The organism is Mesorhizobium sp. M0815 (assembly GCF_040319995.1).
Lineage (GTDB): Bacteria > Pseudomonadota > Alphaproteobacteria > Rhizobiales > Rhizobiaceae > Mesorhizobium.
Genome location: NZ_JAMYOU010000009.1, coordinates 17390 through 30011, shown reverse-complemented (window position 1 = coordinate 30011; position 12622 = coordinate 17390). Strand labels below are relative to the sequence as shown.

Annotated in this window: 12 protein-coding genes; 11 read left to right on the top strand and 1 reads right to left on the bottom strand. The window is 61.4% G+C overall.

Features of this window, described 5'->3' with window-relative positions; all coding sequences use genetic code 11:
* The first annotated feature begins 137 nt into the window (after positions 1 to 137).
* The 8 genes from NKI01_RS12550 to NKI01_RS12515 all read left to right on the top strand — a co-directional run bounded on the left by NKI01_RS12550 (position 138) and on the right by NKI01_RS12515 (position 8882).
* Positions 138 to 656: an A24 family peptidase gene (locus NKI01_RS12550; protein WP_023719536.1), complete on the top strand. Its 519-nt coding sequence runs from the start codon at positions 138 to 140 to the stop codon at positions 654 to 656.
* A 191-nt stretch (positions 657 to 847) separates the two neighbouring features.
* The gene (gene cpaB / locus NKI01_RS12545; RefSeq protein ID WP_023719535.1) at positions 848 to 1663 is read left to right on the top strand and encodes a Flp pilus assembly protein CpaB; all 816 of its coding nucleotides are present in this window, start codon (positions 848 to 850) and stop codon (positions 1661 to 1663) included.
* A complete protein-coding gene (locus NKI01_RS12540; protein WP_023719534.1) occupies positions 1660 to 3186 on the top strand; it encodes a type II and III secretion system protein family protein in 1527 nt (508 codons plus the stop codon). Before cpaB ends, NKI01_RS12540 begins: the two co-directional genes overlap by 4 nt.
* 14 nt (positions 3187 to 3200) lie before the next feature.
* On the top strand, positions 3201 to 3935 hold the full coding sequence (locus NKI01_RS12535; protein WP_023719533.1) for a CpaD family pilus assembly protein: 735 nt from the start codon (positions 3201 to 3203) through the stop codon (positions 3933 to 3935).
* A 54-nt stretch (positions 3936 to 3989) separates the two neighbouring features.
* Positions 3990 to 5273, top strand: a complete 1284-nt coding sequence (locus tag NKI01_RS12530; RefSeq protein ID WP_023719532.1) for a CpaE/TadZ family protein — start codon at positions 3990 to 3992, stop codon at positions 5271 to 5273.
* Positions 5274 to 5302: 29 nt separating this feature from the next.
* Entirely contained in the window at positions 5303 to 6811 is a 1509-nt protein-coding gene (locus NKI01_RS12525) for a TadA family conjugal transfer-associated ATPase (protein ID WP_023719531.1), read from the top strand.
* A gap of 29 nt (positions 6812 to 6840) precedes the next feature.
* Positions 6841 to 7854, top strand: coding sequence for a type II secretion system F family protein (locus NKI01_RS12520; protein WP_023719530.1), 1014 nt, complete (start codon positions 6841 to 6843; stop codon positions 7852 to 7854).
* 11 nt (positions 7855 to 7865) lie between these two features.
* Positions 7866 to 8882 (top strand): type II secretion system F family protein, encoded by a 1017-nt coding sequence (locus NKI01_RS12515; RefSeq protein ID WP_352483228.1) that lies wholly within the window; start codon positions 7866 to 7868, stop codon positions 8880 to 8882.
* A gap of 116 nt (positions 8883 to 8998) precedes the next feature.
* Here the strand turns inward: NKI01_RS12515 and NKI01_RS12510 are convergent, their stop codons facing one another.
* On the bottom strand, positions 8999 to 9820 hold the full coding sequence (locus NKI01_RS12510) for a tetratricopeptide repeat protein (RefSeq protein WP_023719528.1): 822 nt from the start codon (positions 9818 to 9820) through the stop codon (positions 8999 to 9001).
* Between the two features lie 122 nt (positions 9821 to 9942).
* Between NKI01_RS12510 and NKI01_RS12505 the strand changes: the two genes are divergently transcribed.
* The 3 genes from NKI01_RS12505 to NKI01_RS12495 all read left to right on the top strand — a co-directional run bounded on the left by NKI01_RS12505 (position 9943) and on the right by NKI01_RS12495 (position 12621).
* On the top strand, positions 9943 to 11310 hold the full coding sequence (locus tag NKI01_RS12505; RefSeq protein WP_352963319.1) for a leucyl aminopeptidase family protein: 1368 nt from the start codon (positions 9943 to 9945) through the stop codon (positions 11308 to 11310).
* Between the two features lie 69 nt (positions 11311 to 11379).
* A complete protein-coding gene (locus NKI01_RS12500) occupies positions 11380 to 11730 on the top strand; it encodes a MarR family winged helix-turn-helix transcriptional regulator (RefSeq protein WP_023719526.1) in 351 nt (116 codons plus the stop codon).
* Between the two features lie 30 nt (positions 11731 to 11760).
* On the top strand, positions 11761 to 12621 hold the full coding sequence (locus tag NKI01_RS12495; RefSeq protein WP_352483226.1) for a C40 family peptidase: 861 nt from the start codon (positions 11761 to 11763) through the stop codon (positions 12619 to 12621).
* The last annotated feature ends 1 nt before the right edge of the window (position 12622 follow it).

Below are 12622 nucleotides of genomic sequence, written 5' to 3'. Positions count from 1 at the left end.
GTCACTTTTCAAGAACAGGGGCCGCTCCGTTGCGGCCCTTGTTGCATTATAGTAACAAAACACTTTGAAGTCTCATCAGTCGTTAATAGAATGTGCCTAGGTTAGGCCAGGTACAATTTGACCACAGGCGCGCGTCCATGCTTGAAGCCGTGATCTTCGTCGTCTTTCCGTTCTGCATGCTTTTTGCCGCGATCTCCGACATGCTGTCGATGACGATCGCCAATCGCGTGCCTGTGCTGCTTGTGGTTGTCTTCGCCTTGGTAGCGCCTTTGACCGGCATGGATTGGGCCACCTATGGCTGGCATTTCGCCGCCGCCGGCCTGGTTCTCGCGGTGACGTTCGGCCTGTTCGCGCTTGGCGGCATGGGCGGCGGCGACGCGAAGCTTCTGGCCGCCACTGCCATGTGGATGGGACTGAATGTCCATCTCATCGAATATCTCGTCGCCTCGACATTCATAGGCGGCTTGCTGACGCTTGCCATTCTCGCCTATCGAAAATCGCTGCTTGCCGCCGTCACAAGCCACAATCCGTTCCTGCGCCATTTCGCCGATGACGCGACCGGTGTTCCGTACGGCATTGCGCTTGGCATTGGCGGTCTGCTTACCTATCCGGACTCGCCGTTAATGGCCTGGGCTCTCGCCAGGCTGGCGGGCTGATTTGCGTTACTCCGTTTGCGCCGGGCCTGGCGAGTTGGCGACGTCTTTCCTTCGGGCCGCGCTTGGTCGCTCTAATTTATGTAAACGTTAAATTAATCACGATCGTAAGTATAACATTAACCTTGTTTTGACGATTGCCGCTGCAAAGTCCGGCTTGGCCAGGTGGTTTGCCAAGGGCGAGGTTCGGACAGATGCCAGCATCCCGATTGATTATTCTAGGCGTGGCGATAGCCGCGGCCGGAGGTGCAGGCTATGTCGCGAAGAACATGGTCGCGCCTCCGCCGCCTCCGGTTGTCGATTCCGGCCCCCAAGCGCCGGCGATCGCGCTGCAGGACGTGCTTGTCCTTTCCGGCGATGTTCCGATGGGCAGTCCGCTAGAGAACAACATTTCCTGGGAGTCATGGCCGTCCGCCGGCATCAACGCAAATTTCATCACCCGCGCCGCCGAGCCTGAAGCGCTGGATAAGCTGAAGGGCGGCGTCGCGCGCGTGGCGCTGTATGCCGGCGAGCCGTTGCGGCGCTCGAAGTTGATCGGTGAGGGGCAAAGCTTCATGTCGTCGATCCTGCCCTCCGGCATGCGGGCTGTCGCCACAAGCATCTCGGCCGACACTTCGGCCGGTGGCTTTATTCTTCCCAACGATTTCGTCGACGTCATCATGACCCGCAGAGCCGATACCGCCAATGGCGGTAGTCCGGGCTTCACGACCGAGACTATCCTCAAGAACATTCGCGTCCTGGCGATCGACCAGACCATTCAGGAGGATGAGGAAGGCAAGAAGACCAGGGTCGGCCAGACCGCCACCCTGGAACTGACGCCGCAGCAGTCCGAGATCATCACCGTCGCTCAGCAGATGGCGGATCGCCTGACATTGGCACTGCGCTCAATCAAGGACAGCCAGGACAAGAATGTGGGGGAGGCCGACTACCTGGTTTCCGGCAATGGTCGGCGCGGAACGGTGCGGTTGATCAAGTCGGGCGAAGTTTCCGAAGTGGGGGCGAGGAAATGAAGCTAAAAACCAAACTGCCGGTCACCTTGGCTGCGGCGATCGGCCTGTTTCTCCTTGGAACGAATGCGTATGGCACTCTCGATGCCCATGCGGCGAACAATGCCAGGGTCACAGCCTCGACGGCCACCCAGCGAGTGAAGCTCGGGCTCAACAAATCGGTGGTCATCGACCTGCCGAGCGATGCCTACGATATTCTCGTTGCCAACCCCGCGGTAGCCGATGCGGTGACCCGCACCGCCAGGCGCATCTATCTATTCGGAAAGGCGGTCGGCGAGACCAACATCTTCGTCTTTGGCCCGAATGGCGAACAGATCGTCAGCCTTGATCTGGCGGTCGAACGCGATGTTGCCGGGCTGGAGGACTATATCAAGCGCTTCATCCCGTCATCGGAGATCAAGGTCGAGTTGCTGAACGACAATGTCGTTCTGACCGGAACCGTTGACACTCCGCTGGACGCCAAGCGTGCGCAAGACCTGGCGGAGATCTTCGTCTCAGGCGGCGAAGCGACCACGGGTCAATATTCGCAGACCGCTGCCGGCGGCTCCGCCGATGCCGGCGTCGACATCAACAATCCGGACACCGAGCGCCGCGTCAGCAAGATCGTCAACCTGCTGCAGATTATCGGCGACGACCAGGTGACGCTCAAGGTGACGGTTGCCGAAGTCAGCCGCTCGGTGATGAAGCAGCTCGGCGTCAACATGATCGGCAGCGGCAGCAGCAACGGCATCAGCTGGAGCGCGTTAAGCGACAATTTCACCGGTTTAGGCAAGTCGCTGTCGAACTCGGGCCTCTCTATCAGCAGCTCGACGCTGCAGGCCTATATCAACGCCATGGAACAGTCCGGCGTCATGAAGACTCTCGCCGAGCCAACATTGACGGCCGTATCCGGCGAGAAGGCGACCTTCAAGGTCGGCGGTGAATATAACATGGTGACCGGCGTTTCCGAAGCCGTCTCCAACGACAACCAGACAGGTCTGAAAACCTATTCAGTCGAGAAGATCGAATATGGTATTGGCCTGGAATTTCAGCCGGTGGTGCTGTCTCCCGGCCGCATCAGCCTGAAAGTCAGGACGTCGGTCTCCGAGCCGACAACGGAAGGGTCAGTATCTTATTCCGAAGGCGTAAAAAGCCTTGGCATGAACGCCCTGTCGCTTCGCAAACGCTTGGCCGACACGACGGTGGAACTGCCTTCGGGCGGCTCGATGATGATTGCCGGGCTCGTCCGCGACGATGTCAGGCAAGCCGTCAACGGCTTGCCTGGCCTGACAAAGATTCCAGTGCTCGGCGCGCTCTTCCGCAGCAGGGATTTCGTTCGCAACGAGACCGAGCTCGTCATCATCATCACGCCCTATCTGGTGAAGCCGGTGGCGCGCAACGACCTTGCCAAGCCTGACGACAATTTCAACGCCGCCAGCGACGGGGCCGCCATGTTCCTTGGACGCGTCAACCGCGTCTACGGCACCATGCAGACCGACAAGCCCAACGGCCGTTATCACGGCGTTGTCGGCTTCATCTACAAGTAAGCGGGGAAGCGGACATGTCTCAGTCAGCATCGAAGACAAAGGCGATCACCGCGATGCGGTCGGTCCATTTGCGAATCTGGCGGCCCGCCGTTCCCATCATGGCGGTCGTGATGGCGGCATCACTGGCCGGCTGCGCCAATCGCGACAGCGTCACGGTCGGTGCCATACCGGACGACTATCGCACCACCCATCCGATCGTCATCGCCGAGAAGATCCAGAAGATCGATCTTCCGGTCGGCGCCGGCGACCGTGGCATGACCAGATTCCAGCGCGACACGCTCCTGGGCTTTCTGGACGGATACGACAGGAGCGCGGCTCCGGTGCTGACGATTGAGGTCCCGAGCGGCTCGGCTAACGAAATCGCAGCGGCCGCGGCCGGCCGCGATTTCGCCAGGCTTGCCATAGCCAGCGGCATCAGCCGGAAGCGGATCGCCGTGCGGTCCTATCAATCCGTTTCGGCCGAAGCGTCCGCCCCGGTCCGTGTCGCCTACGTCTCGGTGAAGGCTCAGACGGACAAATGCGGGCGCTGGCCGGAAGACCTTCTGGAGACTTCGGAAAACAAGCATTATGCCGATTTCGGCTGTTCGTACCAAAACAACCTTGCCGCCCAGATGGCCAATCCGGCCGATCTGATCGGGCCGCGCAAACAGACTCCCATCGACGCGGCAAATCGGAGCGCGGTGATCGACGTCTATCGCGACCGAGGAATTTCGGACGAACTCCTCGGCAATTCGGAAGTCGAATATTAACGAGTGTTGAGGCTCAACAGACCTAAGCCGCGCAAGTCACTGAAAGAGATGACAATGAGCAATCTTGCCTATGACACAGAGGTAGCAGGCGGCGAAACCTCGGAGCAGGATATTGCCGCGATGCAGGCGTTGCGGCCGATCCCGCGCATTTCGATCCAGGCGTTCTGCGAGACCGAAGGCGTAGCCAATCCGGTCGAGCGCGCTGGCGAGGATCGCCGTATGGCCAAGGCCCATCTGAAGGTGCATATGGGGGGCATCCCCACCGCTATCGAATTCTACCAGTCTGCGCCGACACCGAACCTGATCCTGCTTGAATCGCGCAGCGAGCCGAAGCTGTTGCTGGAACAACTCGCCCAGCTCTCCGAGCACTGCGATCCGACCTCCAAGGTGGTGGTTGTCGGCCATTACAACGATGTCGGCCTGTATCGCGAACTCATCCGTTCGGGCATTTCCGAATATGTCATCGCCCCGGTATCGATGGCCGACATCGTCAGCGTGGTGTCCTCGATCTTCGTTGATCCGGAAGCTGAGCCGATCGGCCGCTCGATCGCCTTCATCGGCGCCAAGGGCGGCGTCGGCTCCTCGACAATAGCCCATAATGTGGCTTGGGCCATGTCGTCCCTTTTCAAGTCCGAAGTGGTTGTCGCCGATCTCGACCTCGCCTTCGGAACGGCCAACATCAATTTCGACCAGGACCCGGCGCAGGGCATTGCCGAGGCGGTCTTCTCGCCGGAACGCGTCGACGAGGTCTATCTCGACCGGCTGCTCGCCCAATGCGCCGAGCACCTGTCGCTGCTTGCGGCACCTTCGACCCTGGAGCGGGTCTACGATTTCGAGCCCGACGCCTTCACCCAGCTTATCGACATAGCCCAGCGTAGCGCGCCGCTCCTCGTGCTCGATGTTCCCCACGTCTGGGCCGGCTGGACCAAGAACACGCTGGTCAAGGCCGACGAGATCGTCATCACGGCGACGCCCGAACTGGCCAATCTGCGAAACACAAAGAACCTGGTCGACATGCTGAAGCGGCTTCGTCCAAACGATCCTGCGCCAAAGCTTGTGATCAACCAGGCCGGTGTGCCGAAACGTCCCGAGATTACGCCGTCCGATTTCTCCGAATCGCTCGGCCTTTCGCCGATGTCGGTCATCCCGTTCGAGCCGCTTTTGTTCGGAAATGCCGCCAACAACGGACGTATGCTCGGTGAGATGGATGCCAAGAGCCCCGTCGTCGCCACGATCAACGAGATTGCCCATGTGCTGACGGGGCGCAGCGAAATCAAGGTGAAGAAAAAGGCTGGCCTCGGCAACCTGCTCGGCAAGCTTTCGCGCAACAAGAAGTGATGCCGCAGCGGTGGAATTGGTAAGCAATCATGTTTGGTAAAAGAGGCAGCGACGACGGCAACCGGACCATCCCGGAATTCCGTCAGCCAGCACCCGCACCTGCCGCGCCGGCGGCCGCGAACCCTGTGGAAGCGGCGGTAGCTGCCAGGCCCGGGGCGCTGCCGCCATCCGGCGCGCCTGCAGGGCCGGCGGTTCGCCGTGCGGTCGAGCCGCCGCCATTGGCGCCGGAGCCGAAAAGGATTCAGCGTGAGCGCAGCGAGAGCTATTACGACACCAAAAGCCAGGTCTTCTCCGCACTCATCGACACGATCGATCTGTCGCAGCTCGCCAAGCTCGATCCCGAAAGCGCGCGCGAGGAAATCCGCGACATCGTCAACGACATCATCGCGATCAAGAACTTCGCGATGTCCATCGCCGAGCAGGAAGAGCTTCTCGAGGATATCTGCAACGACGTCTTGGGCTACGGGCCGCTGGAGCCACTGCTTGCCCGCGACGATATTGCCGACATCATGGTCAATGGCTCCAAGAACGTCTACATCGAGGTCAACGGCAAGGTCGAGCAGACCGGCATCCGTTTCCGCGACAACCAGCAGCTCCTCAACATCTGCCAGCGTATCGTCAGCCAGGTTGGCCGCCGCGTCGATGAATCAAGCCCAATCTGCGATGCGCGTCTTCCTGATGGCTCCCGTGTCAACGTCATCGCACCGCCCTTGGCCATCGACGGCACCGCCCTTACCATCCGCAAGTTCAAGAAGGACAAGCTGACGCTCGACCAGCTGGTCAAGTTCGGCTCGATTTCGCCGCAAGGCGCCGAGATTCTCAAGATCATCGGCCGCGTCCGTTGCAACATTGTCATTTCGGGCGGTACCGGCTCCGGCAAGACGACGCTGCTCAATTGCCTGACCAACTATATCGACCGCGAGGAACGCGTCATTACGTGCGAGGACTCGGCTGAGCTGCAATTGCAGCAGCCACATGTGGTGCGTCTCGAAACACGTCCGCCCAACCTTGAAGGTGAGGGCGAAGTGACCATGCGCGACCTGGTCAAGAACTGTCTGCGCATGCGGCCCGAGCGCATCATCGTCGGCGAGGTGCGTGGACCCGAAGTGTTCGACCTATTGCAGGCGATGAACACCGGCCATGACGGCTCGATGGGAACGATCCACTCGAATAGCCCGCGCGAATGCCTCAACCGTATAGAGTCAATGATCGCCATGGGCGGCTACACGCTGCCGCAAAAAACCGTACGCGAAATTGTCGTCGGCTCCGTCGACGTGATCATACAGGCTGCACGCCTGCGCGACGGATCGCGGCGCATCACCCACATCACCGAGGTGATCGGCATGGAAGGCGACGTCATCATCACCCAGGACATCGTTCTCTATAACATCAAGGGCGAGGATGCGAACGGCAGGTTGCTGGGCGAGCACGTGTCGACCGGCATCGGCCGTCCGCATTTCTGGGAGCGCGCCCGCTACTATGGCGAGGAGCAGCGCCTAGCCGTTGCACTCGAGGCGATGGAGAAACGCGCTGACTGATCCGTCTGGAAGCGTGGGGGCCAGGGTCGATGTTCGGGATTGACAGCACCGTATTGGCATTCGTCGTGCTCGCCGGCTTCAGCGCCGGCGCAGTGGCCTATGCTTTCCTGTTCAATCGGATCAGCACCGAGAAGCAGGTCGGCAAGCGGCTTGAATCGATCAAGACCGCCGAGACGGATCGTTCCGTCGTCAAGGCTTCGCGCGATCGCGTGGCGGAAGCGGCCAAGCGTCGCAAATCCGTCCAGGATTCGCTGAAGGATCTCGACCAAAAGCAAAAGTCCAACCAGAGCCTGGTCAAGAAACCACCGCTGAAGATCCAAATCCGCCAGGCCGGCATGAAGGTCTCGATTGAGCGCTTCTATGTCTATTCGGCGGTCTGCGGCGTCGTCTTGACGGCTTTGGTCTATTTCATCGGCGCACCGCTGCTGGTCTTGCCGGCTGCGCTGCTGGTCGGTGTCTTGGGTCTGCCGCGCTGGTTCGTCTCGTTTCGCCGCGCACGCCGCGTCAAGGCGTTTCTCAACGAATTTCCGAACGCGCTCGACATCATCGTGCGTGCAGTAAAATCCGGCCTGCCGCTGAACGACGCCGTGCGCCTGATCGCCAATGAATCCCCCGAGCCGGTCAAGACCGAGTTCCGCCGCATCGTCGATTCGCAGCAAATGGGTTTGTCGATCCCCGACGCGGCCATGCGCATGCCCGAAACGATGCCGTGCACCGAGGCGAGCTTCTTCGGCATCGTCATCCAGATCCAGTCTCAGGCCGGCGGCAATCTTTCCGAAGCGCTGGGCAATCTTTCGCGCGTGCTTCGCGACCGCAAGAAAATGAAGGCCAAGGTCCAGGCGTTGTCTATGGAAGCCAAGGCATCCGCCGTGATCATCGGCGCGCTGCCTTTCGTCGTTGCCTTTCTCGTCTATCTGACGAGCCCGAACTACATCATGCCCCTCTTTACCACCAGCACCGGCCATCTGATCCTCGGTTGTTCCGGCGTCTGGATGTCGATGGGTATCCTGGTAATGCGCAAGATGATGAACTTCGAAGTCTAGGATTCGCGCGTATGACCGATCACGTCATCAGAACTCTCACCGACCCGTCCCTGCTGATCGCACTGCTGGTCGGCATCGCGGTGTTTGCGACGGTCTTCACGCTGCTGCCCGCCTTTGGCGGGAACCAGCTCAAGGCGCGCATGAAATCCGTGGCGCTGGAGCGCGATGAGCTGCGCGCCAAACAGCGCGCGCGGCTGGCAGTCGAAGCCGACCGCCGCCGCAAGGGCCTGCGCGAAGAGCAGTCGGTCGGCATGCGCAATATTGTCGATCGCCTGGATCTCAGGCGTGCGCTGGCGGACGAAGGTACCTTGCAGAAATTGAAAGTGGCGGGTTTTCGCGGCCAAAATCCGCTGACGCGCTTCCTTTTTTTCCGCCTCGTCCTGCCCTTCATCGGCTTTGCATTGGCGGCCATATATCTGTTCGTGCTTGGAGGACTGCCCGAGCAGCCGCTTTTCGTGAAGCTGTTCGTCTGCATCGTGGTTGCCTATGCGGGGTTCTACGCGCCGGTGCTCTACGTCAACAACCGTGCGACCAAGCGCAAGCAGTCGATTCAGATGGCGTGGCCGGACGCGCTCGACCTGTTGCTGATATGCGTCGAGTCCGGCATGTCGGTGGAAGCAGCGCTTCGCAAGGTCGCCGATGAGATCGGCGCGCAATCGGTGGCATTGGCGGAAGAATTCATCCTGACCAATGCCGAACTTTCCTATCTGCAGGAGCGCAAGCAGGCGTACGAGAACCTTGCAAGCCGCACTGGCCTCGAATCCGTCAGGTCGGTGTCCCAGGCGTTGGTTCAGGCCGAGCGCTACGGTACGCCCGTGGCGCATGCGCTGCGCGTGCTTGCCGCTGAGAGCCGCGACATGCGCATGAATGCCGCCGAGAAGAAGGCGGCCGCGCTGCCGCCGAAGCTTACCGTGCCGATGATCCTGTTCTTCCTGCCGGTGCTGTTCGCCATCATTCTGGGTCCCGCCGGCATCCAGGTGAGTCAGCGCGGCATCTTTGGCGACCAGCCGAAATCGAGCAGCCAGTAGCCCAAGCGGCGTCGCCACAAACGCTGCTACGATTCAAAGCCGCGCTGCCGGTGTCGCGCGGCTCCTTGCGTTTGACATGTTGCGGAATTCTCGCGCCGGTTCGGCGCTCGAAGCGGTCAGTTGGTGGCAGGCTTTGCCTTGTCCTGCTCCTTGAGCTGGCTCCAGGCATTCTGCTGCGCCAGCATCTGGCGAAGGTAAGCGACGTTGGCCTGCGCCTGTTCCGGCGACAGCTCTTGTGAGGCGATCTTCTCGGCCTCGTCGAAACGTCCTTGCAGACCGACGACCAGCGCTAGGTTCTGGCGGACGCGACTGTCGGCATTCGGCTGCTGGGCGGCCGAGCGCATATAGGTTTCGGCCGTGCGCAAATCGCCTTCCAGCACGTACGACATGCCGAGATTGGAAAGGATCGACGGTTCGTTCGGCTTGAGGTCCAGCGCCTTGCGATAGTCTTGACGCGCCTCGTCCTTTTGGCCGAGCTGGTCGAGAATGGCAGCTTCCGCCGATACAAGTTTCCAGTCAGGATATTCGGGCGTCTGCGCGCGGCGCACGGCATCGAGAGCTGGCTCGAACTGTCCGTTGGCGGCAAGCGCCTTGCCATAGGCGGCGAGCACGTCGCGGTCCTTCGGCAAGGCAATCGCCAGCTTGCGCATCACCGCAAGCGACTGGTCGGCGTCACCGTCCATCTGCAGCGCCGCGGCATAGTTTGTCGCGATCCGCTTGTCGTTGGGGCTTTTCGAGTAGGACTGCCCGAGCGCCATCGTGGCGTTGTGCAGTTCGCCCGCCGACATTGTTTCCAGCGGCTTGCCGCTTGGGCGAGAAATCGAGCCAGTCGTCAATTTGCTGGTTCCGCAGCCAGCGACGCTTGCGGCAAGCACCATCATCAACGCCGTGGTGATCAGCCTATTTGCGCTGGCGTTCATCCTGCGGTCGGTCGGCATCGGCACCAGGGCTCCGTTCATGCGCGTGACCATTTGCGTGGTCATCTTCCCTCCCGCAGAAATATTCTGTTAACCCTAACGGAGAGTTAAGAAATGCCGACTCAGAAGCCGGAGACCAGCGAATGCCTGTTGAACTCGTCGAGAAAAAATTGAGCAATGCGCTGCCGGTCCATTTGGTGGCGAAGGATGCGCAGGCGGCGGCGGGCCTTGAGCCATCCTCAGTCGCCTGGGCCAAGGCCAACGGCTTTTCCGGCGAGGCCGGCAGGACGCTGGTTGTGCCTGGCGACAACGGTGCGATTGCCGGAGCCCTGTTCGGCACCGGCGACGACGAGGGTGCAATGGCCGTCGGGGCACTGGCGAGAGCCTTGCCCGAAGGCGAGTGGCGTCTTGCGTCCGCACCGGCCAAGCCGGAGCTTACGGCACTCGCGCTGGCACTCGGCGGCTATGTCTTCACCCGCTATGGCAAGAAGCCCGGCAGGACGCTTCGCTTCGCGCTGCCGTCCGGCGCCGACGCCGCTCGCGTCAGACGCATCGCCGATGGCGTTTTCCTGGCACGCGACCTGGTCAACACGCCGACCAGCGATATGGGTCCCGGCCAGCTGGAGAATGCCGCCCGGACCTTGGCCGCGACGCACAAGGCTGAAATATCGGTGACCAAGGGCGACGATCTTCTCGCCGCCAACTTTCCGATGATTCATGCCGTCGGTCGCGCTTCGGCCGACGCGCCGCGCCTGATCGACATGATTTGGGGGCCGAAGAATGCCCCCAAGATAACGCTGGTCGGCAAGGGCGTCTGCTTCGACACAGGCGGCCTCGACATCAAGCCGTCCTCGGGCATGCTTTTGATGAAGAAGGACATGGGCGGCGCTGCCAACGTGCTGGGCCTCGCTTCCATGATCATGGCCGCCGGGCTGAAGGTCCGGCTGCGCGTGCTCATCCCCGCTGTCGAGAATTCGATAGCCGGCAACGCCTTCCGTCCAGGCGATGTGCTGGTGAGCCGCAAAGGCATCACCGTCGAAATCGGCAACACCGACGCTGAAGGGCGGCTGGTCCTCGCCGACGCCTTAGCCTTGGCCGACGACGAGGAGCCGCAGATGCTGGTCGATATGGCAACACTGACAGGCGCTGCCCGTGTTGCGCTCGGCCCCGACCTGCCGCCCTTCTACACCGGTGACGAGGCGCTTGCATCCGAGCTGGCGGACGCCTCCGTTGCGGTCGAGGATCCGCTATGGCGCATGCCGTTGTGGAAGCCCTATGACGCCAAGCTGGCGTCGAAAATTGCCGATATCAACAACGTCACGTCGGATGGTCTCGCCGGCTCGATCACCGCGGCGCTATTCCTGAAGCGCTTCGTCCAAAAGACCGCCAGCTGGGCGCATTTCGACATCTTCGCCTGGAACCCGTCGGACCGCCCGCACGGCCTTGCCGGCGGCGAGGCGCAAGGCATCCGGGCGCTGGAGCGTGTCATTTCGAACCGCTTCGGCGGATGATGTCTCGGCATAGCCGACGAAGGTGTTGACTGAAACGGAACCGAAACAATTTTCCGTCATGCTGGACGGATGTCGATTATCATGCGTCCAAGTCAGGCCTTGCGACTGTGGCAGCAGGTGGTGCTGTCGCAGGTGCGCGACGACGCACCCGATCTCACCATGCGCCAGACGGCGATCCTGTTCACCATCTATCTCGATCCGCCGCCGCACACGGTGCGCGGTCTGGCTGCCCGCCTCAATGTCACCAAGCCGGTGATCACCCGTGCGCTCGACACGATGGGGGCGCTGAAGTTGGTGTCGCGCCACCGCGACGAGCTCGACAAGCGCAACGTGCTGGTCAGGCGCACAGTCGAAGGTGCGCTCTTTGTCGAACGCTTCGGCGATGTTATCATTGCCAGAGCCCAAGAGCTGCCGATTTGACCAAATTGTCCATTTGAACGAGTTGCCGATTTGACCGCCAGGGATGCCCGCCTCCATGCCTTCCGCTCCGATCTCGCCGATGCCAGGCTGAGAGGCGAGGTCGCCGCCGACCGGTTCGTCGCCGGCCGGCCGGCTCGCATCACCGCTTCCGTGGCCGACATCCGCAAGGCGCCACGGCCGAATGCCGGTGTCAACACACAGCTTCTGTTCGGCGATGACATTCTCGTCTTCGAGGACGCAGAAGGCTGGGCCTGGATCCAGGGCGAATGCGACGGCTATGTCGGCTATGTCGCCGACACGGCGTTGGGCGCTCGGGACCATGCGCCGACCCATATCGTTTCGGTGCCGCGCACCTTTCTCTATCCAGGACCCGACTTGCGCTTTCCGGTGAGCGGGCAATTGTCGATGGGATCATTGGTGACGGTGACGGGCTCAGCCGAAACACGCGGCACGCATTATGCGCTGTTGCCGTCCGGTCAAGCGGTCATCTCGGGTCATCTCAGGCCTGTCGCCGAGGCGGCCGCCGACTACGTTGCTGTTGCCGAGAGCTTTCTCGGCACGCCTTATTTGTGGGGCGGCGCCTCGGGCTTCGGCATCGACTGTTCCGGTCTCGTGCAATTGGCGATGCGCATGGCCGGCAGGCAGGTGCTGCGCGATTCCGACATGCAGGCGGCAACCATCGGCGAGCCGCTCGTTCCGGGGCCGGACTTTTCCGGGCTTCAGCGCGGCGACCTGGTGTTCTGGAAAGGCCACGTCGCTATCATGACCGACGCCGAGACGATAATCCACGCCAATGGCCACACCATGCTGGTATCGCGTGAAGGACTGAGCGAAGCGATCGCCCGTATCGGCTATCTCTATGGCGGTCCGACGGGGTTTCGCCGGCCGTAAC